The organism is Streptomyces brasiliensis, from assembly GCF_014647875.1.
Lineage (GTDB): Bacteria > Actinomycetota > Actinomycetes > Streptomycetales > Streptomycetaceae > Streptomyces > Streptomyces brasiliensis.
In genome coordinates this window covers 100744-124139 of record NZ_BMQA01000016.1, presented here as the reverse complement: position 1 = coordinate 124139, position 23396 = coordinate 100744, and the positions used below count along the sequence as shown (strand labels likewise).

22 protein-coding genes are annotated in these 23396 nt (G+C 69.9%); 10 read left to right on the top strand and 12 right to left on the bottom strand.

The features are described 5' to 3' along the window. Genes IEZ19_RS24135 through IEZ19_RS24125 form a run of 3 tightly spaced genes read right to left on the bottom strand, consistent with a single transcriptional unit; the run spans nt 1 to nt 4105 of the window. Nucleotides 1–1599 carry an acyl-CoA carboxylase subunit beta gene (locus IEZ19_RS24135; RefSeq protein ID WP_189313368.1) on the bottom strand — a complete coding sequence of 533 codons (1599 nt, stop codon included), beginning with the start codon at nt 1597–1599 and terminating at the stop codon, nt 1–3. After that, the gene (locus IEZ19_RS24130) at nt 1596–3302 is read right to left on the bottom strand and encodes an acyclic terpene utilization AtuA family protein (protein WP_189313367.1); all 1707 of its coding nucleotides are present in this window, start codon (nt 3300–3302) and stop codon (nt 1596–1598) included. Before IEZ19_RS24130 ends, IEZ19_RS24135 begins: the two co-directional genes overlap by 4 nt. Next, a complete protein-coding gene (locus tag IEZ19_RS24125) occupies nt 3299–4105 on the bottom strand; it encodes a TIGR03084 family metal-binding protein (RefSeq protein WP_189313366.1) in 807 nt (268 codons plus the stop codon). Before IEZ19_RS24125 ends, IEZ19_RS24130 begins: the two co-directional genes overlap by 4 nt. 237 nt (nt 4106–4342) lie before the next feature. Here IEZ19_RS24125 and IEZ19_RS24120 point away from each other — a divergent pair, with 237 nt between their 5' ends. Further along, the gene (locus IEZ19_RS24120; protein ID WP_189313365.1) at nt 4343–4816 is read left to right on the top strand and encodes a carboxymuconolactone decarboxylase family protein; all 474 of its coding nucleotides are present in this window, start codon (nt 4343–4345) and stop codon (nt 4814–4816) included. A gap of 136 nt (nt 4817–4952) precedes the next feature. Here the strand turns inward: IEZ19_RS24120 and IEZ19_RS24115 are convergent, their stop codons facing one another. The 4 genes from IEZ19_RS24115 to IEZ19_RS24105 form a co-directional block, all read right to left on the bottom strand. Continuing rightward, nucleotides 4953–5885, bottom strand: a complete 933-nt coding sequence (locus IEZ19_RS24115) for an EamA family transporter (RefSeq protein WP_189313364.1) — start codon at nt 5883–5885, stop codon at nt 4953–4955. A gap of 155 nt (nt 5886–6040) precedes the next feature. Continuing rightward, on the bottom strand, nt 6041–7888 hold the full coding sequence (locus IEZ19_RS24110) for an ABC transporter ATP-binding protein (RefSeq protein WP_229840679.1): 1848 nt from the start codon (nt 7886–7888) through the stop codon (nt 6041–6043). Nucleotides 7889–8017: 129 nt separating this feature from the next. Next, complete coding sequence (locus IEZ19_RS52630; RefSeq protein ID WP_268248660.1) at nt 8018–8140, bottom strand: hypothetical protein; 123 nt, start codon at nt 8138–8140, stop codon at nt 8018–8020. A 179-nt stretch (nt 8141–8319) separates the two neighbouring features. Beyond that, nucleotides 8320–11199: an FAD-binding and (Fe-S)-binding domain-containing protein gene (locus tag IEZ19_RS24105; RefSeq protein ID WP_189313362.1), complete on the bottom strand. Its 2880-nt coding sequence runs from the start codon at nt 11197–11199 to the stop codon at nt 8320–8322. A gap of 181 nt (nt 11200–11380) precedes the next feature. Here IEZ19_RS24105 and serC point away from each other — a divergent pair, with 181 nt between their 5' ends. Continuing rightward, nucleotides 11381–12499 carry a phosphoserine transaminase gene (serC, locus tag IEZ19_RS24100; RefSeq protein ID WP_189313361.1) on the top strand — a complete coding sequence of 373 codons (1119 nt, stop codon included), beginning with the start codon at nt 11381–11383 and terminating at the stop codon, nt 12497–12499. A 114-nt stretch (nt 12500–12613) separates the two neighbouring features. Here the strand turns inward: serC and IEZ19_RS24095 are convergent, their stop codons facing one another. Further along, complete coding sequence (locus IEZ19_RS24095; RefSeq protein WP_189313360.1) at nt 12614–13585, bottom strand: TolB-like translocation protein; 972 nt, start codon at nt 13583–13585, stop codon at nt 12614–12616. 88 nt (nt 13586–13673) lie between these two features. Between IEZ19_RS24095 and IEZ19_RS24090 the strand changes: the two genes are divergently transcribed. Next, nucleotides 13674–14357 (top strand): SGNH/GDSL hydrolase family protein, encoded by a 684-nt coding sequence (locus IEZ19_RS24090; protein WP_189313359.1) that lies wholly within the window; start codon nt 13674–13676, stop codon nt 14355–14357. A gap of 115 nt (nt 14358–14472) precedes the next feature. Beyond that, nucleotides 14473–15039 (top strand): Uma2 family endonuclease, encoded by a 567-nt coding sequence (locus tag IEZ19_RS24085; RefSeq protein ID WP_189313358.1) that lies wholly within the window; start codon nt 14473–14475, stop codon nt 15037–15039. On the opposite strand, the gene IEZ19_RS24080 is transcribed toward IEZ19_RS24085, so the two are convergent. Beyond that, nucleotides 15036–15803, bottom strand: a complete 768-nt coding sequence (locus IEZ19_RS24080) for a helix-turn-helix domain-containing protein (protein ID WP_189313418.1) — start codon at nt 15801–15803, stop codon at nt 15036–15038. The genes IEZ19_RS24085 and IEZ19_RS24080 overlap by 4 nt on opposite strands. Nucleotides 15804–16024: 221 nt before the next feature. Between IEZ19_RS24080 and IEZ19_RS24075 the strand changes: the two genes are divergently transcribed. From IEZ19_RS24075 to IEZ19_RS24060, 4 genes are all read left to right on the top strand, one after another. Next, a complete protein-coding gene (locus tag IEZ19_RS24075) occupies nt 16025–16696 on the top strand; it encodes a DUF4097 family beta strand repeat-containing protein (RefSeq protein ID WP_189313357.1) in 672 nt (223 codons plus the stop codon). Nucleotides 16697–16728: 32 nt separating this feature from the next. Next, nucleotides 16729–17691 (top strand): ATP-binding cassette domain-containing protein, encoded by a 963-nt coding sequence (locus IEZ19_RS24070; RefSeq protein WP_189313356.1) that lies wholly within the window; start codon nt 16729–16731, stop codon nt 17689–17691. Continuing rightward, on the top strand, nt 17688–18479 hold the full coding sequence (locus IEZ19_RS24065; protein ID WP_189313355.1) for an ABC transporter permease: 792 nt from the start codon (nt 17688–17690) through the stop codon (nt 18477–18479). The genes IEZ19_RS24070 and IEZ19_RS24065 overlap by 4 nt, the downstream gene beginning before the upstream one ends. Nucleotides 18480–18726: 247 nt before the next feature. Next, complete coding sequence (locus tag IEZ19_RS24060; RefSeq protein WP_189313417.1) at nt 18727–19719, top strand: aldo/keto reductase; 993 nt, start codon at nt 18727–18729, stop codon at nt 19717–19719. A gap of 150 nt (nt 19720–19869) precedes the next feature. On the opposite strand, the gene thpR is transcribed toward IEZ19_RS24060, so the two are convergent. Next, on the bottom strand, nt 19870–20442 hold the full coding sequence (gene thpR / locus IEZ19_RS24055) for an RNA 2',3'-cyclic phosphodiesterase (RefSeq protein WP_189313354.1): 573 nt from the start codon (nt 20440–20442) through the stop codon (nt 19870–19872). 105 nt (nt 20443–20547) lie between these two features. On the opposite strand from thpR, the gene IEZ19_RS24050 reads away from it, so the two are divergent. After that, nucleotides 20548–21135: a Uma2 family endonuclease gene (locus IEZ19_RS24050; protein WP_189313353.1), complete on the top strand. Its 588-nt coding sequence runs from the start codon at nt 20548–20550 to the stop codon at nt 21133–21135. Nucleotides 21136–21149: 14 nt separating this feature from the next. On the opposite strand, the gene IEZ19_RS24045 is transcribed toward IEZ19_RS24050, so the two are convergent. Together IEZ19_RS24045 and IEZ19_RS24040 are read right to left on the bottom strand one after the other, a co-directional pair. Further along, nucleotides 21150–22418: an MFS transporter gene (locus tag IEZ19_RS24045; RefSeq protein WP_189313352.1), complete on the bottom strand. Its 1269-nt coding sequence runs from the start codon at nt 22416–22418 to the stop codon at nt 21150–21152. A gap of 180 nt (nt 22419–22598) precedes the next feature. After that, entirely contained in the window at nt 22599–23036 is a 438-nt protein-coding gene (locus IEZ19_RS24040) for a MarR family winged helix-turn-helix transcriptional regulator (protein WP_189313351.1), read from the bottom strand. 175 nt (nt 23037–23211) lie between these two features. On the opposite strand from IEZ19_RS24040, the gene IEZ19_RS24035 reads away from it, so the two are divergent. After that, complete coding sequence (locus tag IEZ19_RS24035; RefSeq protein WP_189313350.1) at nt 23212–23394, top strand: ribbon-helix-helix protein, CopG family; 183 nt, start codon at nt 23212–23214, stop codon at nt 23392–23394. Nucleotides 23395–23396 lie beyond the last annotated feature (2 nt).

Below are 23396 nucleotides of genomic sequence, written 5' to 3'. Positions count from 1 at the left end.
TCACATCCGGAAGACGCCGAAGCCACCACGCGCGCCCTCGTAGGGAGCCGTGTGGATGGCGGACAGGCACAGGCCGAGGACGGTGCGGGTGTCGCGCGGGTCGATGACGCCGTCGTCGTAGAGCCGCCCGGACAGGAACATCGGCAGCGACTCGGACTCGATCTGCTGCTCCACCATGGCGCGCAGCGCCGCGTCGGCGTCCTCGTCGTACGGTTGCCCCTTCGCGGCGGCCGACTGGCGGGCGACGATCGACAGCACGCCGGCGAGCTGCTGCGGGCCCATCACGGCGGACTTGGCGCTGGGCCAGGCGAACAGGAAACGCGGGTCGTAGGCCCGCCCGCACATGCCGTAGTGCCCGGCGCCGTACGAGGCCCCCATGAGCACGGACAGATGCGGCACACGGCTGTTGCTGACCGCGTTGATCATCATCGCGCCGTGCTTGATGATCCCGCCCTGCTCGTACTCCTTGCCGACCATGTAGCCGGTGGTGTTGTGCAGGAACAGCAGCGGGATGTCGCGCTGGTTGGCGAGCTGGATGAACTGGGCGGCCTTCTGCGACTCCTCGCTGAACAGCACGCCCTGCGCGTTGGCGAGGATGCCGACGGGACGGCCGTGCAGGGACGCCCAGCCGGTCACCAGGCTGGTTCCGTACAGCGGCTTGAACTCGTCGAAGTCGGAGCCGTCGACGATCCGGGCGACGACCTCGCGCGGATCGAAGGGGATCTTGAGATCGCCGGGGACGATGCCGAGCAGTTCGTCCGGGTCGTACTTGGGAGGCTCGGCCGGCCCCGGATCGTCGTACGCCTTGCGGTGATTGAGCCGGGCGACGACCCGCCGGGCCTGCCGCAGCGCGTCCGGCTCGTCGACGGCGAAGTAGTCCGCGAGCCCCGACACGCGCGCGTGCATCTCGGCACCGCCCAGCGACTCGTCGTCGCTCTCCTCACCGGTCGCCATCTTCACCAGCGGCGGCCCGCCGAGGAACACCTTGGCGCGTTCCTTGACCATGATCACGTGGTCGGACATGCCCGGGATGTAGGCGCCGCCGGCGGTGGAGTTCCCGAAGACGACGGCGACGGTGGGAATCCCGGCGGCGGACAGCCGGGTGATGTCACGGAAGATCGCCCCGCCGGGGATGAAGATCTCCTTCTGCGACGGCAGATCGGCGCCACCCGACTCCACCAGGCTGATGCAGGGCAGCCGGTTGGCGAGGGCGATGTCGTTGGCGCGCAGCGACTTCTTCAGGGTCCAGGGGTTGCTGGCACCGCCGCGCACGGTCGGATCGTTGGCGGTGATCAGGCACTCCACACCCTCGACGACACCGATGCCGGTGACGACGGAGGCGCCGACGGTGTACTCGCTGCCCCAGGCGGCCAGCGGCGACAGCTCGAGGAACGGCGTGTCCGGGTCGAGGAGCAACTCGATGCGCTCACGGGCGAGCAGCTTGCCGCGCCCCCGGTGCCGGGCGACGTACTTCTCGCCGCCGCCCGCGAGGGCCTTCACGTGCTCGGCGTCGAGATCGGCGAGCTTGGCGAGCATGGCCTCGCGGTGGGTCGCGTATTCGGGGCTCGCGGTGTCCAGGGCGGACGAAAGAACCGTCACAGCAGGGTCTCCGGGATCTCCAGGTGGCGGGAGCGCAGCCATTCGCCGAGGGCCTTGGCCTGCGGGTCGAAACGGTGCTGGGCGGCGACTCCGGCGCCGAGGATTCCCTCGGCGACGAAGTTGAGGGCGCGCAGGTTGGGCAGGACGTGCCGGGTGACGTCCAACGAGCGGGTCTCGGGGAGCAGTTGCTGAAACCGCTCGACGGTCAGCTCATGGACGAGCCACCGCCAGGCGTCGTCGGACCGGACCCACACCCCCACGTTGGCGTTCCCGCCCTTGTCCCCGCTGCGGGCGCCGGCGACGAGGCCGAGGGGGGCACGGCGGGTGGACCCGGAAGGCAAGGGCTCGGGGAGCGCGGAAGGCTCGTCGGAGACGGCCTCCAGCGGACGGGATTCGTGGGGAGGGGGCACAGGAATCCTCCGCCCGTCGTGGAGGACGGCCACATGGCCGACGGCACCATGGGGGACGTACACATCCTCGAAGACCCCGTACGGCGCGCTCTTCCCCGGTGGTGCGAGCACATGGAACCCGGGGTAGCTGGCCAGCGCCAGCTCGATGGCGGCACCGCTCAGCGCACGCCCCACGACCTCCTGGTCCGGATCCCGCACGACGAGCCGCAGCAGCGCACTGGCCGTCTCCTCGGTGCCCGCGTCGGCTCGATCGGAACGAACGAGATCCCACCGCACCTCGCCGGCCGCCGACTTGGCGAGCGCGTCGCTCATCTGGTCCCTCACGAGCGCGGCCTTGGCCTCGATGTCGAGCCCGGTGAGCACGAACACGACCTCGTTACGGAAACCGCCGAGCCAGTTGAGTCCGACCTTGAGAGTGGGCGGCGGGGCTTCCCCGCGCACCCCCTCGATCCGCACCCGGTCGTCCCCGGCCCGGCTGAGCCGGACCGTGTCGAGCCGGGCGGTGACATCGGGCCCGGCGTAGCGCGCACCGCCGGTCTCGTACAACAACTGCGCGGTGACCGTGCCGACATCCACGAACCCGCCGCTTCCGTCGTGCTTGGTGATGACGGAGCTGCCGTCCTCATGGATCTCGGCGAGCGGAAACCCGGGCCGACGCAGCTGCTGGATGCCGTGCTCGGCGAAGAACGCGTAGTTCCCGCCGGTGGCCTGAGTCCCGCACTCCAGCACGTGCCCGGCGACGACGGCGCCCGCGAGCCGGTCGTACTCCCCCGGCCCCCAGCCGAAGTGGGCGGCGGCGGGCCCGGTGACGAGCGCGGCGTCGGTGACGCGCCCGGTGACCACGACCTCGGCGCCCTCCCGCAGACAGGCGGCGATCCCGAACCCGCCGAGGTAGGCGTGCGCGGCGAGGCTGCCGGGGTGAGCGGCGGTGAGGTCGTCGCCCTCGACATGGGCGACCCGCACGGGTATGCCGAGCCGCTCGGCCAACTTCCTTACGGCATCGGCGAGTCCGGCGGGGTTGAGGCCGCCGGCGTTGGTCACGATCTTGACGGACCGTTCCTGGGCCAGCCCCAGACAGTCCTCCAACTGCCGCAGAAAGGTACGGGCGTACCCGGCACCCGGGTCCTTCAGCCGGTCCCGTCCGAGGATCAGCATGGTGAGCTCGGCGAGGTAGTCACCGGTGAGGACGTCGAGTTCACCGCCGGTGAGCATCTCGCTGAGGGCGTCGAAGCGATCGCCGTAGAAACCGGAGGCGTTGCCTATGCGGAGGGGGCTCACGGCCGGACCGCTCATGCGCCGCTCTCCTGCTGCTTGTGCTTCCGCGGACGCCCACTGCCGGGCGGCCCGGCGAAGGCCTGGGCGATGTCGAGCCACCGGTCGGCTTCGGGCCCTTCGGCGTGCAGACCGAGGTCGGCGCGATGGGCACGCTGGGTGACGAGGAGACAGAAGTCGAGGGCGGGGCCGGTGACGCGTTGGGGGGCGCCTTCGGGACCATAGGCCCACAACGCGCCGACGGGACTGGTCAGTTCGACCCGGAACGGCTCGGCGGGTACCGGCTCGCCATGCACCCCGAAGGCGAAGTCACGGGTACGGACGCCGAGCCAGGCGATGTGCCGGATGCGATCGGTGACGGGCCGGGTCACGCCGAGGGCGTCCGCGATGTCGAGTCCGTGCGCCCAGGTCTCCATCAGGCGGGCGGTGGCCATGGAGGCCGCGGACATGGGCGGCCCGTACCAGGGGAAACGAGCGCCGGGTGGAGCGGAGCGCAGGGCGGCTTCGAGCCGGGCACGCCCCGTACGCCAGCGCAACAGCAGCTCCCGGGGTGGGAGTCGGGCGCCCTCCCCGGCGCCGTCGTCGACGAACGAGTCGGGAGCGGTGATCGCCTTCTCGACCAGCTCACGGAACGCGTCGGCATCGGTGACCGCCAGCAGGGCGGAGCGGTCGGTCCAGACCAGGTGAGCGATCTGGTGGGCTACGGTCCAGCGGGGTGCTGGTGTGGGCAGCACCCAGTGATCCGAGCTCACATCGGCGACGAGCGCATCGAGTTCGTCACCTTCCACACGCAGGTCGTCGATCACGGGCGTCGGGTCGGCCATGGGGGGGAGCATGGCAGCGCCGACAGAAACAATCAAGCGCGCTTGCATGAATTAGCGGTGGGCCGACCCTCACGTGGGACGAGACGTGGGGGTGGGCCGCCTTACGCGCGCCGGGAAGTGACCGTGGGGCCGCCTGCTTCTTGGTCGGTGCCGAACTGCTGGTGCCGGCGCTGTCACATCTTCGGCGGTCGGTTCGTCAGGGGGGTGTAGCAGTCGATACGACCAGGAGAGATCACCATGGACGCTCGTCTCAACCTGTACGGCAGCCAGGTCGGTGCCAAGTTCGCGAAGTACATCAACTCGGCCGGCAAGGCTGTGTCGGACTCGACCCTCCCCGCGGCCACACAGGAACTAGTGAAGATCCGCGCCAGCCAGATCAACGGCTGCGGTTTCTGCACCGACATGCACACCAAGGACGCCGCCCACGCCGGAGAGACCCAGCAGCGCCTCAACCTCATCGCCGCCTGGCGCGAAGCCAAGGTCTTCACCGACGCCGAGCGCGCCGCCCTCGAACTGGCCGAACAGGGCACCCGCATCGCCGACGCGGCCGGCGGCGTCACGGACGAGGCCTGGGCAGACGCCGCCAAGCACTACGACGAGGACCAGCTCGCCGCCCTCGTCTCCCTCATCGCCCTCATCAACACCTACAACCGCATGAACGTCATCGTCCAGCAGCCCGCAGGCGACTACCAGGTGGGCCAGTTCGCCTGAGCCACCACGGCTCAGCACCGGTGATCGGTGCGTTTGTGCCACCCCAGAACCACCTCAGCCGGGCCGGCGCCCCGGCCGGGCGGCACAAAACCACCAATCACCCGGGTCGAGGCCACATCCCCACCGGCGGACCCCCTCAGCCGGCCGCTTTCCCCCGCCCCACCTGAGTCCGCACCGCCCCCATGCTCGCCGCGATGACCAGAGCGATCGCGGCTGCCTGCGTGGCCGAAAGGGACTGTCCCAGGATCAGGAAGCCCGCCGTCGCCGCAATCGCCGGTTCCAGGCTCATCAGGATCGCGAAGGTGGACGCGGGGAGGCGGCGTAGGGCGAGGAGTTCGAGCGTGTAGGGGAGGACCGAGGACAGCAGCGCCACCGATGAACCCAGGGCGATGGTCGTGGGGTTGAGGAGCTTGCCGCCCGCCTCCGCGATGCCCAGCGGCAGGAACAGCAGCGCCGCCACCGCCATGGCCAGCGCCAGCCCGTCGGCCTGCGGGAACCGTCGGCCCGTACGGGCGCTGAAGACGATGTACGTCGCCCACATCGCCCCCGCGCCGAGCGCGAAGCCCACGCCCGTCATGTCCAGCTCGCCGAAGCCCCCGCCACCCAGGAGGAAGACGCCGGCCAGGGCGAGGCCCGCCCACACCGCATTGACCGCTCGCCGGGACGCCAGGACCGAGAGGGCCAGCGGGCCCAGGACCTCCAGGGTCACCGCGGGACCGAGCGGGATGCGGGCGACCGCCTCGTAGAAGAGGCCGTTCATCACACCCATCGTGACGCCGAAGACGATCACGGTGCCCCAGTCGATGCGCGAGTGCCCGCGCAGCCGGGGCCGGCAGACCACCAGCAGGATCACCGCCGCCGCGAGCAGTCGCAGGGTCACCACCCCGAGCGCACCGGCGCGCGGCATCAGCGTCACGGCGAGCGCCCCGCCGAACTGGACGGAGACCCCACCGGCCAGCACCAGCCCGACCGGGCCCAGCGAGCCGAAACGGCGCGGTGTACCCACCGGCGCCGGGGAGAGCGAGGTCGGGGTGGAACTGGTCGGGGTCGTACTGGTGGAGGTCGTCACTGGTCGTCCTGGGGCCGGCTTGGGTCAGCGTGCATCTCAGTGCACTGTCAAGTCCAGGGTAATAGACCCTCGTCAGGAGTGTGAACCCTTTACACCACTGTCCTAGATGCTGAGATCGAGCCGTACCACGACCCGAACCACTACGACCCACACCACTACGAGCTGTACGACGACTCGTACGTCAGCGGCAGCCGCAGCTCCCCCGTGTCCATCACCGCGTTGTTCTGCGACCGGTGCAGCCTGGCGTATGCGCCGCCCCTCGTCAGCAGTTCCTCGTGCCGGCCCGTCTCCACGACCCGGCCCCGGTCGATGACCAGGATGCGGTCGGCGTCGGGGGCGAGATTGAGGTCGTGGGTGATCATGACGGTCGTACGGCCCGCCATCAGGCGGCGCAGCGGCTTGACGACCCGGCGCGCGGCCATCGCGTCCAGTCCCGTCGTCGGCTCGTCCAGGACCAGGACCGGGGAGTCGCGCAGCAGCGCGCGGGCGATGGCCAGCCGCTGGAGCTGGCCGCCGGACAGGCGAGCCGAGTTGGGGTCGACCCCGGTGTCGTAGCCCTGCGGCAATCGCGTGATGAAGTCGTGCGCGTCCGCCGCCCGCGCCGCCTCCTCGATCGCCCGCTCGCCGGCACCGGGCCGCCCGCAGGCGATGTTCGCGCGGACGGTGTCGTGCAGGACCAGGGTCTCCTGGGGCAGCAGCGTGACGTACTCGCGCAGCCGGGCCAGCGGCAGCTCCCTCAGTGGGACGCCGTCCAGGAGGATGTCGCCGGAGTCGGGGTCGTAGAAGCGGAGCAGGAGCTTGGAGAGCGTGGACTTGCCCGCGCCGCTCGGCCCGGTGACGATCGCCAGCTCGCCGGGACCGACCGTGAAGGACAGGCCCTGCAGGGCCGGGGCCGCTGCCCTGTCCGCGCCGGGGTAGGCGAAACCGGCGTCCCTCACCTCGACCGTGCCGTCGGGGCGGCCGGTGTCGGACGGGTGCCTCGGGTCGGTGACCGAAGGCTGCGCGTCCATGATCTCGATGAGCCGCTCGGCGCCCGCCGTCGCCGCCGTGACCGTGAGGCCGAGCTGGGCCAGGCCGCGCACGGGCGGGTAGAGGTAGCCGAGGAACGCGGCGAAGGCGAGGAGTTGGCCGAGGGTCATGCGGCCGGCGGAGATCTCCCAGGCACCGATGCCGATCACCGCGAGGACGCACACCGTCTCGATGACCTGCACGAGCTGCTCGTACGCCTCGCCCAGCCGGGACGAGCGCACCGAGGCGCGGAACCAGGCCCTCGCCTCGTCGCCGAGCCGCCGGCGTTCCGCGTCCCGCCGGTCGTACGCCTGCGTCAGCACGATGTTGCCCAGCGACTCCTCGACCACCGACGTGATCGCACCGTCGGCGACCCGGCCCGCGCGGGAGACGTCCCTGATGGAACCGGAGAAGCGGCGGGCCGCCAGCCAGAACAGGGGCGCGAGGACGAAGGTGGCGGCGGCCAGGTCCCAGCGCAGCCAGAACGCGGCGGCCGCGTAGAAGAGGGCGGAGAAGGCGGCCGACGCCGCGCCGACCAGCCCGGACACGACCATCGTCTCGATCGCCTCGACATCGCCGGTCAGGCGGGACAGCAGGTCGCCCTGCCGGTGCCGTTGGAAGAAGTGCGGCGGCAACCGCTGTACGTGGTCGAAGACGTGCTCGCGCAGCCGCATCACAAAGCGTTCCGTCGTCCACGCGGCGAGCGAGTTGCCCGCGTACGCGACGAGCGCGCCGACGATCGCGATGCCCAGCCACTGCGCGGCCGGGGTCCAGAAGGCGGCCAGGGAGCCCTTCTGCAGGGCGTTGTCGGTGAGTTCGCTGAAGAGGAGAATCGCCCCGGTCTCGGCGAGCGCGGCGATCACCGTGCACAGCCAGACGATCAGCAGCCAACCGCGCAGGCCTCTGGTCAGCGGCCAGAAACGACGGAAGGCGGTACGGGCGGGAATGGTGGGCGTATCCTCGCCCTCGTGTTCCGGTTCTTCGTCTTCATTCATGTGCGACATGCCCGCATTCTCTCCTCAGGTATTCTCTGAATTCACCAACGGGCCGACGGAAAGGGGGCCGGCGGCGCGCCGCCGGCCCCCTTCATGTCCCGATCTCCCCGATCGTCCCGCTCAGCCGGATCAGCGGTGCTGGCCGGGCAGCGGCTTCGGCTGGTGCTTCTTCTTCGCCTTCGGCTTCGGCGGCGGGGGAAGCTGCTTGGACTTGGCCTTGGGGGGCAGCGGGGCGAGCTTCTTGAGGCTCATTTCCTTCTCCTTCGTTCGCACTGTACGCGTGTTTTTCCTGTGGTGCCGAATTCCTTTTCCGGAACCCGACACCAAGAAACGTACACACCGTTCACCCGTACACAGCGCGAAAAGAGCAAAGAACCACTGTGAATCCCCTGAGAATGACTGGGAATTGCTCGAAAAACCTGAGAGATTCCTCAGGAAAGGCGCCCGTCCCTTTGCGGTTCCAATGCCTCGGCCAGTACCTCCGCCAGGTGCCGCCCACGCATCCCGGCCAGTTGCTCCAGCTGCGTACGGCACGAGAAGCCGTCCGCCAGGACCACCGTCCCCTCCGCCGCCTCCCGTACCGACGGCAGGAGCTGTTCCTCCGCGCAGGCCGTAGAGACCTCGTAGTGCCCCTTCTCGAAGCCGAAGTTGCCCGCGAGGCCGCAGCAGCCGCCGGTCAGGTCGCCGGTCAGGCCCGCCGCTCGGCGCAGGCGGCGGTCGGGGTCGTCGCCGAGGACCGCGTGCTGGTGGCAGTGGGTCTGGCCGGCGACGGGGCGGTTCACGGCGGGCGGGGTCCAGCCGGGGGCGTACCGCTCGAGTGCCTCGGCGAAGGTGACGACGGCCGACGCCAGCCGGGCGGCCCGGGGATCGTCGTGCAGCAGCTCGGGCAGGTCGGTGCGCAGGGCAGCCGCGCAGCTGGGTTCCAGGACGACGACCGGTGCACCGGCCTCCAGTACCGGCTCCATCAGGTCGAGGGTGCGGCGCAACACCGCGCGGGCGTGGGTGAGCTGGCCCGTGGAGAGGTACGTCAGTCCGCAGCAGACCCGGTCCCGGCGGGCCAGGGCCCGCAGCGGATCCCTGGCAGCCGACCTGCCGCCGCCGATCGGCGGTGCGGACAGGCGCAGGGTCGGCGGCAGCGCCACCTTCAGGCCCGCCGCTTCCAGTACCTGTACGGCCGCCCGGCCCACCGCTGGTGAGAGGTGCTCGGTGAAGGTATCCGGCCACAGCACGACCAGGTCGCCCTCGGACGGGGCCGGGCGGCGCCTGCGCCACCAGCGGCTGAACGTCTCCCGCGCCAGCCTGGGAATCTCCCGTTCGGGTGCGATCCCGCCCAGTCGCTTCGCCAGGGATGCCAACGGCCGTACGGAGGCAAGAGCGTTGACCAGGGACGCCGTACGGGTCCGGGCCACCCAGCGCAGCCACAGCGGCAGCCGGCCCATCGCGTAGTGCGCGGCGGGCCGTCGTCGGCCGGCGTAGTGGTGGTGCAGGAACTCGGCCTTGTACGTGGCCATGTCGACGCCGACCGGGCAGTCCGAGCGGCAGCCCTTGCAGGACAGGCACAGGTCCAGCGCGTCCCGGACCTCGGGCGAGCGCCAGCCGTCCGTGACCAGTTCGCCCGCGAGCATCTCGTGCAGCAGCCGGGCCCGCCCGCGCGTGGAGTGCTCCTCCTCGCCGGTCGCCCGGAAGGAGGGGCACATGACGGAGGAGCCGGCCGCCGATGGCGTACGGCACTTGGCGACCCCCACGCACCGGCGCACCGCCGCCGAGAAGTCGCCGCCGTCGGCCGGGTAGCCGAAGGTGACCGGCACGGGCTCCCGGGGCAGGACCGAGAAGCGGAGGTTCGTGTCCAGGGGCGCCGGGCGGACGAGCATGCCGGGGTTGAGCAGGTCGTCCGGGTCCCAGATCCGCTTGGCCCGCTCGAACAGGGCGACCAGCTCGGGGCCGTACATCTTCGGCAGCAGCTCGGCGCGGGCCTGTCCGTCCCCGTGCTCCCCGGACAGCGAACCGCCGTGCGCCACCACCACGTCGGCCAGTTCCTCGGAGAAACGCCGGAACCGGCCGATCCCCGCCTCCGTGAGCAGGTCGAAGTCGATGCGGACGTGGATGCAGCCGTCACCGAAGTGGCCGTACGGCGTTCCGCGCAGGTCGTGCGCCGACAACAGGGCCCGGAAGTCTCGCAGATACGCGCCGAGCCGGGCCGGCGGGACGGCGCAGTCCTCCCAGCCGGGCCAGGCCTCGCTGCCGTCCGGCATCCGGGTCGCCGTACCGCTCGCGTCCTCCCGGACGCGCCACAGGGTGCGCTGGGCGGCGCGGTCGGTCACGATCGCCGCGTCCACGACGTCGGCCGCGCGGACGATCGCCTCCGCACCCGCGCGTGCCTCGTCCGCCGTCTCCCCACCGGTCTCCACGAACAGCCAGGCCCCGCCCCGGGGCAGCCCGGCGGCGGACGGCACCAGGTCGGCCGCCATGCCCTCCACGGTCAGCGGTCCGTGCGGGAGCAGACCGGCCGCGGCGTCGGCGGCCGCGCTCTCGTCGGCGTACCCGAGCACGGCGAGCGCACGCGCGCGTGGCGCCTCGACGAGCCGTACGACCGCTTCGGTGAGCACGCCCAGGGTGCCCTCCGAGCCGCAGAACGAGCGGGCGACGTCGGCGCCCTTCTCGGGGAGCAGGGCGTCCAGCGCGTACCCGGAGATACGGCGCGGCAGCTCCGGGAAGCCGGTGCGCAGGAGCGCCAACTCGCCTTCCACAAGCGCCCGCAGCCCTTCCGGAGCCCCGGCCCAGTCCTGCCCGAGCCACAGCCGCTGTCCGCGCGCGGTCACCACGGCCAGCTCCCGCACGCTGTCGGCCGTGGTACCCCAGGCAACCGAGTGCGACCCGCACGAGTTGTTGCCGATCATCCCGCCGAGCGTGCACCGGCCGTGGGTGGAGGGGTCGGGGCCGAACCGCAGCCCGTGCGGGGCGGCCGCCTCCTGGAGCCGGTCGAGGACCAGCCCCGGCTGGACGACGGCCGTACGCGTGCCGGGGTCGATCTCCAGGAGCCGGTTCATGTGCCGCGTGAAGTCGAGCACCACGCCTGTGCCGGTGGCCTGCCCGGCGATCGACGTCCCCCCGCCCCGCGCGACCACCGGTACGCCGTGTCTGCGGCAGATCTCCAGTACGGCGGCCACGTCGTCGGCATCGCGGGGCGCGACCACCCCCGCCGGGACACGCCGGTAGTTGGACGCGTCCATGGTGACAAGTGCCCGGGAGGTCACGTCGAACGCGACCTCGCCCCGGACGGCCGCGCGCAGTTCCGCATTGATTTCCGACATACGTCCACTCAACAACCCGTCCGTGGGTCCACTCAACAGCCCGTCGGCGTTCCAGGACGAGACCGTTCAGGCCGACGCGGGGGTCCGGGAGCCGCGGCCCCCCAGGGACAGTCACCCAAACGCCGTCTCACCCGCCGGACGAGGTTTCGCCCAGATTTCCCCCAACGGCTAGTCTCCAGTCGTGGCTGAGATCCGGATTCCCTCTGACATCAAGCCCGCGGACGGACGTTTCGGCGCGGGTCCCTCCAAGGTGCGGACGGAGGCGCTGGACGCCCTCGCCGCGACCGGTACGTCCCTCATCGGCACCTCCCACCGGCAGGCCCCGGTGAAGAACCTGGTCGGCCAGGTCCGCGAGGGCATCGCCTCCCTGTTCTCCCTCCCGGACGGCTACGAGGTGATCCTCGGCAACGGCGGCTCCACCGCGTTCTGGGACATCGCCACCCACGGCCTGATCGAGAACAAGTCGCAGCACCTCAGCTTCGGCGAGTTCTCCTCCAAGTTCGCCAAGGCGGCCAAGCTCGCCCCCTGGCTGGCCGAGCCGACCGTCATCGCCACCGACCCGGGCACCCACCCGGAGGCGCAGGCCGAGGCGGGCGTCGACGTCTACGCCTTCACGCACAACGAGACCTCGACCGGTGTCGCCATGCCGATCAAGCGCGTGGCCGGCGCCGACGAGGGCGCCCTCGTCCTGGTCGACGCCACCTCCGGCGCGGGCGGCCTCCCGGTCGACGTCGCCGAGACGGACGTCTACTACTTCGCCCCGCAGAAGTCCTTCGCCTCCGACGGCGGCCTGTGGATCGGCGTCTTCTCCCCGGCCGCGATCGAGCGGGCCGAGCGGATCCACGCGTCCGGCCGCCACGTCCCGGAGTTCTTCAGCCTCCCGACGGCGATCGACAACTCCCGCAAGAACCAGACGTACAACACCCCGGCCCTCGCCACCCTCTTCCTGCTGAACCAGCAGCTGGAGTGGCTCAACGGCCAGGGCGGTCTGGCGTGGTCGACGGCCCGTACCAAGGACTCCTCGACCCGTCTGTACTCCTGGGCGGAAGAGTCGAAGTACGCCACCCCGTTCGTCACCGACCCGGCGAAGCGTTCGCAGGTCATCGGCACGATCGACTTCGCCGACGACATCGACGCGGCGGCCGTCGCAAAGGTGCTGCGCGCCAACGGCATCGTCGACACCGAGCCGTACCGCAAGCTCGGCCGCAACCAGCTGCGCATCGCGATGTTCCCGGCGATCGACCCGGCCGACGTCGAGGCCCTGACCAAGTGCGTCGACTTCGTGATCGAGAAGCTCTGACCGCGTTCGTCGCCGTACGACGGTGAAGGGCGCCCGGTGCTCACCGGGCGCCCTTCTCTCATCTGGCCGTGCGGGTCACGAACGAGGCCGAAGACGCCGGAGCGGTGACCCGGTTCAGTCCCGTCTCCGCCGCCGGCGCAGCCCGAACAGGGCGACGGCGGCAACGGCGACGGCGACCGCACCGACCTTGAACCGATCGCTGCTGTCCCCGCCCCCAATCACGGCGGAACTCCCACCTCCGGAAGGCGACTTGGGGCTGTTGCCGGCCCCTCCTGGCGCGTCCTGAGCCTCCACGGCACTGCCGGCACCCTCGCTGCCGAACATCAGCTTGGTCCCGTCGGCGGAGTAGCTGACGGACTCGCCCTGGCCCTGCAAGGGCACGTTGAGCCGCCCGCGACGCTCGATGTGGCCGCCGCTCCAGTCGTAGTAGATCCCACCGAAGTACCCCCGTACGGCGAGTTGCGTGCCGTCGGGCGAGAAGGCGGCGTCGGTGGCCCACAGGTCGACGGGTGCGACGGGCTTGAACACATTGGTCCCGGAGGCGGACAGTCGGGCCGGCCCCTCGTACAAATGCCCGCCGTTCTCCTTCTTGTCGATGATGTAGACGCGCCCGGTCTTCGGGTGCACGACGAGCGACTCGGCGTCGCGGGCGCCGTCGGAGTACTTCACGACGTACTGCGTGGCACGGATCGTCTGATCCTCGAGCACCTTGGGCTCGGGCAGCTTGTAGATCCACACGTACGGCCATGAGCCCCCGAGATTGTCCCCGATGTCCCCGACGTAGATCTGATTGCCGGGCCCGATGGAGATGGCCTCCACATCCCGCGGCGTCCCGACCCCCCGCAGGGTGACGGTGGCGACGGTCTTCCCCGTGCGGCTGTCGACGGCGTAGATGTACGGCCCGTCGTCGCTGTCGTTGTGCGTCCAGTAGACGCCGGGGTGAAGATGGGAGGCGGCGAGGCCGCTGGACTCGGTGATGCGGGGGTCCTTGATCGTGAACCCCTCGTCACCGTCGGCGGCGGAGGCGGGCACGGCGAGGGCACCCATGAGCAGAACCCCGGCTAGCAGGGCGACCGGTCGACGCATGAGGCAAGCGTGCCATCCCCGCCGGGCGTTGACCGTACGTGGTGGGCCTCACACCCCACCCACCGCCGCGATCGTCCATCATGAGCGGATGCTCAGGTTCATGCCCGTCGGTGACTCCATGACGATCGGAAGCACGGGCGAACACACATGGCGTTACCGGTTGTGGCAGCACCTGTGCGGGACGTACGGCGGCCCGTTCACGCTGGTCGGCCCGCGCGAGACGCTGTACGACAAGGTGGCCGAGGCCCCGACGTCGTACGCCTACGCCGACCCCGGCTTCCCGCGCGCCCACCTGGCCGGCTGGGGCGAGGGCTGGCAGCACATGACTCCGCTGATCGGCGAGGCGGTACGCGCTCACCGCGCGGACGTGCTCCTGGTCTCCCTGGGCCTGATCGACCTGGGCTTCTACACGAACGCGGAGCAGACGGCGGAGAACGTCCGGGCCTTCATCGCACAGGCGCGGGCGGCCAAGCCGCGCATACGCATGGTGCTGCTCCCGGTGATCCCGAACGTCCGCGTGGAGACGGACCCGCCCTTCGCCGCCCAGGTCACCCTCTTCAACGAACTGCTGGCGAAGGCGGCGGCGGACCTGGACGAGCCGACGTCACCACTCCTGCTGGCGTCGGTACCGGAGTCGTACGACTTCAACATCGACACGTACGACGGCACCCACCCGAACGCGAGCGGCGAGCACAAGCTGGCGGGGGCGTTCGCGGGGGCGATGTGGGAGGCGTGGGGGATCGGGCACCAGTACGTGGCCGGAACAGACTGACCGATTTCCGGCGTCTCCTGGTCACGGTGCGTATCGTTGTACCGCGCGGCTGTATCTGTCCGTGGGGCAGCCGGGGAGGAGCGCCACGATGACCGTCCTGGAAGACAGGATCTAGATGGCCGACGCCGACGCCAACACCGAGCGCCTGGACGAGTGGTTCGAGCGCCTCGAGCGGATGCCCGTCCCCGAAGGATTCAGGGTCGAGATCGTCGAGGGATACGTCTTCATGACGCCGCAGCGGGACACTCGCTGGGAAATCATCCGCGAGATCCTCTTGTCCGTTGTAGACCGGTTCGGCAGGAAGGTGAGGGTCTTCTCGGACGTCAGGATCGACTTCCCGGGCCACGAGAACGGCTTCTGCCCGGACATCGCCAAGCTCAGCGACTCGGCGAAGAAAGACGACACAGGCCACTGGCGGTACCAGGACGTCGAGTTCGTCGCCGAGGTCATCTCCAAGGGCACGGCCGCGAACGACTACGGTCCGAAGAAGATCGCCTACGCGGTCGCCGAGGTCCCGGTCTACGTCGTCGCCGATCCCTACCAGGGCCGGTGCTACGTCTACACCGACCCGAAGGACGGCGACTACGAGAAGAGGACGCCGGTGGACTTCGGCACCGACATCGACCTGACCGGAACGGTGGTCGACCTCGTCCTCAAGACCGACGACTTTCCCCGGGATTAGGCCGAGGTGGAGCCGGCGTCCGAGCTTGCGTCGGCAGTGCCGCCTGCGGTCGTCTCGGGTTTCGCGTAGAGGATCTCGCGGGCCTGCTCCGCGGCGCGGGCGATGCTCTCGCCGACGAAGTCCATGAAGCGGGCGATGTTCTCGAGGCGGGCGGCGGCCGGGGTGCCGGGGCCGAGGACGCCGACACCCTGCCGGGCGGTCTGGGCGAGCTGGGCGTTGGCTCGGGCGGCGGCGACCATCGACTGGTACCAGACGCCGTCGTCGACGAGGTAGCGCTCGCGGCGGCGTTCGTCGCGTTCTCGGCGGATGAGGCCCTGGCTCTCGAGGAACGCGATCGCCTTGGAGACGGACGCCGGGCTGACCTGGAGGCGCTCGACCAGCTCGGACGCGGTGAGGCTGCCCGCGTCGGTGACGAACAGGCAGGTCAGCGCCCGGGCCATCATCTTGGGCAGGCCCTGTTGCATGAGGAGGGTGGTGAACGTCTCCTCGTACTCGCGCACGGCCTCGGCGTCGCGTCCGTGGGGCTGCGGGGGCGTGTTCGGGTCCCGGGGCACGATCTGCCTGCGGCGGTGGGCGCGGCGCTCGGTGGCGCGGTGAGCCAGGTCGGCGCGGTAGGCGGTGGGGCCGCCGTTGCGCATCACCTCACGCGTGATCGTCGAGGTGGGGCGGTCGAGGCGCCTGGCGATCTCCGCGTAGGCGAGGCCGTCGGCCAGTCCCAGCGCGATCTGCTGGCGTTCCTGCTGGGTGAGCCTGCCTCCCGGCATCGCGGCCTCCTTCATGGTGCGTGGTGTCTCCAGCATAGCGTTCACCTTCAATTCATTGCAACGACCAGATGCGAGTTGTTGCATTAGAAGAAGATTCATTGCAACGAAATCTCTGCTTTATCCTGCACTGACAGCGATTTGATGCAACAACCTTGTTGCCAGTTTCATGAACGCAACGTAGCGTTTCCAATGTCGGAAACAACGAACCGAAGGAGCGCACGATGCAGAAGTTCGACACCCCCGCCCCGGTCTCGGCCGTCCTCGACATCCCTGCCGGACGCATCCAGTTCATCGCCGCCGACCGGGCCGACACCACGGTCGAGATCCTGCCCGCGAACGCCGCCAAGAGCCGCGACGTGAAGGCGGCGGAGCAGATCGAGGTCGCCTACAGCGACGGCGTCCTGCGGATCGAGGCCCCGGCGGCGAAGAACCGGGTCCTCGGCAACTCCGGGTCCGTCGAGATGACGGTCCAACTGCCCGCCGGCTCCCGCATCGAGGCGAAGGCGGCCGCCGCCGAACTCCGGGGCGTCGGACGCCTCGGCGACGTCGCCTTCGAGGGCGCGCAGGCCACGGTCAAGCTCGACGAGGCCGACAGCGCTCGCCTCACCGTCCAGGCCGGCGATGTCACGGTCGGCCGCCTGAGCGGCCCCGCCGAGATCAGCACCCAGAAGGGCGACCTGAGCATCGCCGAGGCCGCCCGCGGCACGGTCACGCTGCGCACCGAGCACGGCGAGATCTTCATCGGCGCCGCCTCCGGAGTCTCCGCCTCTCTCGACGCCGGCACCTCCTACGGCCGGATCCACAACGCGCTCAAGAACACCGACGGAGGCTCCGCCGGCCTGAACATCCACGCGACCACCGCCTACGGCGACATCACCGCCCGCAGCCTGTGAACCCGCATCCCTGTACGGAGGAGCAACCCCTCATGACCGACCCGGCCATCGCGGCGAACGGGCTGCGCAAGTCCTACGGCGACAAGACCGTCCTCGACGGCGTCGACCTGGCCGTCCCGGAAGGAACGATCTTCTCCCTGCTCGGCCCGAACGGCGCCGGCAAGACCACCGCCGTCAAGGTCCTCTCCACCCTGATCTCCCCCGACCCCGCCAGTGGCCGGATCCGCGTCGGCGGCCACGACCTCACCACCGCGCCGCAGGCCGTACGCGCCGCGATCGGCGTCACCGGGCAGTTCTCCGCCGTCGACGGCCTGATCACCGGCGAGGAGAACATGCTCCTCATGGCCGACCTGCACCACCTCTCCAGACTCGAGGGACGGCAGGTCACCGCCGAGCTGCTGGAGCGCTTCGACCTCACCGAGGCCGCGAAGAAGCCCGCGTCCACCTATTCCGGCGGCATGAAACGCCGCCTCGACATCGCCATGACCCTGGTCGGCAACCCGCGGATCATCTTCCTCGACGAGCCGACCACCGGCCTCGACCCGCGCTCCCGGCACACCATGTGGCAGATCATCCGCGAGCTCGTCTCCGACGGCGTCACCGTCTTCCTCACCACCCAGTACCTGGAGGAGGCCGACGAACTCGCCGACCGGATCGCCGTGCTCAACGACGGCAAGATCGCCGCCCAGGGCACCGCCGAGGAACTGAAGAGGCTCATCCCCGGCGGACACGTCCGGCTCCGCTTCACCGACCCGGCCGCCTACCAGAGCGCCGCGTCCGCCCTGCGCGAGGTCACCTGCGACGACGAGTCCCTCACCCTCCAGCTTCCCAGCGACGGCAGCCAGCGCGAGCTGCGCTCCATCCTCGACCGCCTGGACTCGAACGGCATCGAGGCCGACGAACTGACCGTGCACACCCCCGACCTCGACGACGTCTTCTTCGCCCTGACCGGCGGAACCGCCATCCCCACCCAGCCCAAGGAGGCTGCCCGATGAGCTCCCTCTCCCTCGCCCTGCGCGATTCGTCCACGATGCTGCGCCGCAACCTCCTGCACGCCCGGCGCTACCCGTCCCTCACCCTGAACCTGTTGCTCACGCCGATCATGCTGTTGCTGCTCTTCGTCTACATCTTCGGCGACACCATGAGCGCGGGCATCGGGGGCGGCCGTCCGGACCGCTCCGAGTACATCGCCTACATCGTCCCGGGCCTCCTGCTGATGACCATCGGCAGCACCACGATCGGCACCGCGGTATCCGTCTCCAACGACATGACCGAGGGCATCATCGCCCGCTTCCGCACGATGGCGATCCACCGCGGCTCCGTGATCGTCGGACACGTCATCGGCAGCGTGCTGCAGTCGGTCGTCAGCGTGGTCCTCGTCGGCGCCGTCGCCGTGGCCATCGGCTTCCGCTCCACCGATGCCACCGTCCTGGAGTGGCTCGCGGCGTTCGGGCTGCTCGTGCTCTTCTCCATGGCGCTCACCTGGATCGTGGTCGGCATGGGCCTGGTCAGCCCGAACGCGGAGGCCGCCAGCAACAACGCCATGCCCCTGATCCTGCTGCCGCTCCTGTCCAGCGCCTTCGTCCCCATCGACGCGATGCCGGGCTGGTTCCAGCCGATCGCCGAATACCAGCCGTTCACGCCCGCCATCGAGACCCTGCGCGGCCTGTTGCTCGGCACGGAGATCGGCACCAACGGATGGCTCGCCGTCGCCTGGTGCCTGGGCCTCGCGGTACTCGGCTACTTCTGGTCGACCTCGAAGTTCAACGACGACCCGAAATAACCGCCATGACAACGCAGGCCCTCATCCCGCAACGCGTCCCACCCGAGGGCGGCGTACATCGACACCCCGTCGACGTACGCCGCCCCGTTCCATGTGTGCCACCCAGCCACTCACCCGCCAGCCTGCACAACCTCTGTCCCCCGACAAACGGCACCCTCTCCGACGGCTCCGACCGACCTGGACAGCCTTCATCCGCACCATCCATGCGCTTGCATAGAGCGCACTCCAAGACGTTGGCTGGGTGACCATGAAGTACACGCAGCTAGGACGCACGGGACTCAAGGTCAGCCGACTCGTCCTCGGCACCATGAACTTCGGCCCGCTGGCCGATGAGGTCGACAGCCACGCGATCATGGACGCGGCGCTGGACGCGGGCATCAACTTCTTCGACACCGCGAACGTGTACGGCTGGGGCGAGAACAAGGGCCGTACCGAAGAGATCATCGGGAACTGGTTCGCGAAGGGCGGCGAGCGGCGCGACAAGGTCGTCCTCGCCACCAAGGTGTACGGCAACATGGCCGCGGAAGGCGACGCCTGGCCCAACCACGACAAGCTCTCCGCGCTGAACATCCGGCGTGCCGTGGACGCCAGCCTCAAGCGGCTGCAGACCGATCGCATCGACCTTTACCAGTTCCACCACATCGACCGCAGCACCTCCTTCGACGAGATCTGGCAGGCGATCGACGTCCTGGTCCAGCAGGGCAAGGTGCTGTACGCCGGTTCCTCCAACTTCCCCGGCTACAAGATCGCCCAGGCGAACGAGACCGCCGCTCGCCGGGGCGGCACCATCGGGCTCGTCAGCGAGCAGTGCCTCTACAACCTCGCCGAACGGCGTGCCGAGATGGAGGTCATCCCCGCCGCGCAGGACTACGGCCTCGGCGTCATCCCGTGGTCCCCGCTGCAGGGCGGTCTGCTCGGCGGTGTGATCAAGAAGGAGGTGCAGGGCGGCCGGCGCGCTTCCGGGCGGTCCGCGGACTCCCTGGCCAACCCCACCGTCCGCGCGCAGATCCAGTCGTACGAGGACCTGCTCGACAAGCACGGCGTGGAGCCCGGCGAGGCCGCCCTGGCCTGGCTGCTCACCCGGCCCGGGGTGACCGGCCCGATCGTCGGTCCGCGCACCGCCGAGCAGCTGGAGTCCGCGCTGCGTGCGGTGGAGCTGGAGCTGAGCGAGGAACTGCTGGCCGGTCTGGACGAGATCTTCCCGGGTACGGGACCGTCTCCGGAGGCCTTCGCCTGGTAGGCCGGCTCGAGCCGCGGCGATAGCGCCGATGACGGCGGCGGTCAGTCTCGGGCTTACCTTCCGACCGCCGCCAGCACTACGACGACCAACATCAGCACAAGGGCACCGGCCATGATCCGGTTCCGGGTTTTCGGGTCCACGTTCTCGAGCCTAACCGGCGGCGCCGAGTGCCCAGCGGGCGACCGCCTCATACCGGGGCTGCTCCCCCGGCACGCCCGACCTCGGCAGGTTGCTGCGTACCAGGGCGAGGTCCGCCACCGTCCAGGTGCGGCTCGTGAACTGCGCGAGGGCGGTGACGTACGGCCGTACGTCCACGGCGTCACGGCTGCGGGCCACCGTCAGGTGGGCCTTGTACCGCCGGTGCTCCCCCATCGGCACGCCCGCCTTCCGCGCCGCCGCCTCCGCCCGGTCGGCGAGCAGCCGCAGCGTCGCCAGGTCGCCCTCGGCCCCGGCCCACAGGGTCCGCCCGCGCCCGAACTGTCCGCCGCCGGAGACGGCGAGGGAGAAGGGGGCGGTGCGGTGCGCGGCGCGCTCCAGGCGTTCCGACAGATCCGGCACCAGCTCGTCGTCGACCTCGCTGTAGAACGCGAGCGTGAAGTGCCAGCCGGGGCGGCCGGTCCAGCGCAGCCCACCGGCGCCGGGGAAATTGCTCAACTCGTGGACTTCCGAGGCCAGTTCACGAAGGACCTCTTCGGGGGGCACCACGGCGGCGAAGAGTCTCATACGACCAGTCTGCCTGCCGTGTGCCGGGCGTGTCCGGATGACCGTGCGTATCGTTGCAGCGCGCGATTGCGCTCGTCCGTGGGGCAGCCGGGGAGGAGCGCCACGATGTCCGTCCTTGACGACAGGATCGAGATGGCCGAAAGCGGCGGCGAACTCACGCTCGACATGATGTTCGAGTGGCTGGAGAGGATGCCCGTCCCCGAGGGGTACAAGGTCGAGATCGTCGAGGGGAACATCTTCACGGCGCCGCAGCGCGACACCCACTGGGAGATCATCGCCGCTCTCTACGACGCGTTGCGCACCAAGTTCCCGCGCAAGCGCCTGAAGTCCGATGTCCGCATCGACTACCCCGGCCACCTCAACGGCTTCGCCTCGGACATGACGTTGATGACCGAGGGAGCCACCCTGAACCCCAAAGGACTCTGGCACTACGAGGACGTCGAGTTCGTCGCCGAGGTGATCTCGAGGAAGACCGCGGCCAACGACTACGGCCCCAAGAAGGACGCGTACGCTGCCGCCGAGGTGTCCGTGTACCTCATCGCCGACCCGTACCAGGCCAGGTGCTACCTGTACACGCACCCCAAGGACGGCGCGTACGCGACCGAGACGAAGATCCCCTTCGGCGAGGACATCGACCTGACCGGAACGGTCGTCGGCCTTGTCCTCAAGACCGACGACTTCCCCTGCGACTGACCCGGACCGGCCGCTCAGGCCGCGGTCGCCAGTTCCGGCTCGCGCGGTACGACCTGTACCTGTGGGTGGCCGTGGTACCAGCGCACGCTCAGGCGCAGGCCGCCGATGCGGACCAGGACCACGCCGATGACGGCGGCCGCAGCGGCCGAGACGATGCCGCCGAGGACGAAGCCGACCCGCGGGCCGTAGGCGTCGGTGACCCAGCCGACAAGCGGTGCGCCCAGCGGCGTACCGCCCATGAAGACCATCATGAACAGGGCCATCACCCGGCCGCGCATGGCCGGGTCGGTGGCCATCTGCACCGAGGTGTTGGCCGTGACGTTGACCGTCAGGCCGAAGACCCCGATCGGGACCATCAGCAGTGCGAACAGCCAGTACGACGGCGCGAGCGCGGCCACGATCTCCAGCGTGCCGAAGGCCACCGCCGCCGCGATCAGCACCCTCAGCCGTGCCGTGCCGCGGCGGGCAGCGAGCAGGGCTCCGGCGACCGAGCCGACGGCCATCAGCGTGTTGAAGAGGCTGTAGGCGCCGGCGCCCGCATGGAAGACGTCGTCCGCGTAGGCCGACAGCCACACCGGGAAGTTGAAGCCGAAGGTGCCGATGAAGCCGACGAGGACGATCGGCCAGATCAGTTCGGGGCGGCCGGCGACATAGCGCAGCCCCTCCCGCAGCTGGCCCTTGCCGCGCGGCGTCCGCTCGACGACGTGCAGTTCACGCGCGCGCATCAGCAGCAGGCCGGCGATGGGGGCGACGAAGGACAGGCCGTTGAAGAGGAACGCCCAGCCGGTGCCCACGCCGGTGATGAGGACACCGGCGACGGCGGGGCCGATCAGGCGGGCGGACTGGAAGTTCGCGGAGTTCAGGCTGACCGCGTTCTGCAGTTGCTCGGGGCCGACCATCTCGGAGACGAAGGACTGGCGGGCCGGGTTGTCGACGACCGTGGCGAGGCCGACGGCGAAGGCGGCGACGTAGACGTGCCAGACGTGGACGTGGCCGGTCAGGGTGAGCGCGGCGAGGACGAGGCCGGTGACGGCCATCGAGGTCTGCGTGACGAGGAGCGCGGGGCGCTTGCGCAGGCGGTCGACGAGGACGCCGCCGTAGAGACCGAAGAGCAGCATCGGCAGGAACTGCAGGGCCGTCGTGATGCCGACGGCCGCGGAGGAGCCGGTGAGGCTCAGCACCAGCCAGTCCTGTGCGATGCGCTGCATCCAGGTGCCGGTATTGGAGACGACCTGACCGGCGAAGAAGAGTCGGTAGTTCCTGATCCTCAGCGAGCTGAACATCGAGGACTTGTGGGAAACGGTGGTGGTAGTGGCGGTTGGTGCGGGGGCGGAAGCTGCTCCGGATCCCGTACTCAAAGTGGGTTCGCCTCCTAGGTCGACTGCTCTTTCGTCTGCGCGCGCCCGTGCTCCCGGCACCGGCGCGCAGTACGGCTGGTTCGCGATGCGATGCGCGCCGCGTGCTTACAGGTGTGCGAGTTTCTCCAGCACGGGGGCGGCGGCGCGGATCTTCGCCCACTCGTCCTCGTCGAGGCCCTCGACCAGACCGGCCAGGAACGCGTTGCGCTTGCGGCGGCTCTCCTCCAGCATCACCTCGGCCTGCTCGGTCCTGGTGACGACCTTCTGGCGCCGGTCCTCGGGATGCGGCTCCAGACGGACCAGCCCCTTGGACTCGAGCAGCGCCACGATGCGGGTCATCGAGGGCGGCTGGACATGCTCCTTGCGGGCGAGCTCGCCCGGGGTGGCCTGGCCGCAGTTGGACAAGGTGCCGAGCACCGACATCTCGGTGGGGCTCAGCGACTCGTCGACCCGCTGGTGCTTGAGCCGACGGGACAACCGCATCACGGCGGAGCGAAGGGCGTTCACGGCGGCAGCGTCGTCGCCATGGGTGAGGTCCGGCATGTCCTTAGAGTAACTCATTACTCTCGCTAAAGACCACCGCTGACACGCCTGGTCGCCCGTGACTTGGGCCACTGAATCATGGTTAACGCATGCAGGGCGCATCTATCACCCGTACGAGTGAGCCGAATCCGGAAAGTGAGGCACCGGGCGCCCGGGGGTCGCGACCCTCGTAGCCATGGGGACCAGTGTGCTCAGCCTGCGGATAGACGGGGAGTTGCTCGAACGGCTCCGGGACCATGCGGCGAAAAGAGGAATGAGCGTCCAGGACTATGTGGTCCGGACGCTCATTCGGGACGATTTCGACGAGCGGTTCCAGGCCGCCGTCGAGGAGACGGAGAAGTTCTACGGGGTCACGTGAGC